Source organism: Roseibium sp. RKSG952 (assembly GCF_009711355.1).
Genome location: NZ_SMMF01000347.1, coordinates 1 through 675, shown reverse-complemented (window position 1 = coordinate 675; position 675 = coordinate 1). Strand labels below are relative to the sequence as shown.

Here is a 675-nt window from a genome sequence, read left to right as displayed (position 1 = left end):
CCGGTCATCCCGCAGAGGTCGATTGCCTGTCGACATGAACTGTATCTCCGTAGTACGGCAATAGTGATCGTCATTATTTGTCAAACCATCATATTGGTTCAGCCGTCTCCGGAGACAAGAGCGACTGCGTGTGTGGTTGACTGCCGATAGGCCTTTGATGGATCCAATGTGCATCGGGCCTGAAACGAGCCGATCGCGTTTGTCGTTACATAGCGTATGAAAATAGGCTGTATCGGGGCTTCTGTGATGTCACGGGCGCGCAGTACGGCGTTCCTTCCGCAATAGTGATTGTTGTTGGAGTGGCGAGCAAATACCCTTGCCGAATGTTGGAGGTCGTGCATTAGCGGCTCGCAGGTGTCGTGATCGAAAACCTGAGCTATGCGGAGTTCATCCCGTGCTATGACCGCCCGGACACGCTGTTTTACTGCGACCCGCCCTATTATGACTGCGAGAGCGACTATGGCGAGGGGCTGTTTGCCAAGTGCGATTTCGAGACGCTGGTGCAGTTGATGCGGCAGGCGAGCGGCAAGGTGCTCCTGTCGATCAATGACAAACCCGCCGTGCGCGAGATCTTCACGGGGCTGACACAAAAGCCGGTGACGGTGACCTATTCGGTGGCGGAAAAATCACCGGCCCAATTCGGAAAACGTGAGCGTCCGGCGAACCCGACCTGCC

Annotated in this window: 1 pseudogene; it reads left to right on the top strand. The window is 55.9% G+C overall.

Annotated elements, in window-relative coordinates:
- Positions 1–359: 359 nt before the first annotated feature.
- Positions 360–675: pseudogene (locus E1297_RS00985) on the top strand (DNA adenine methylase); the annotation flags it as partial.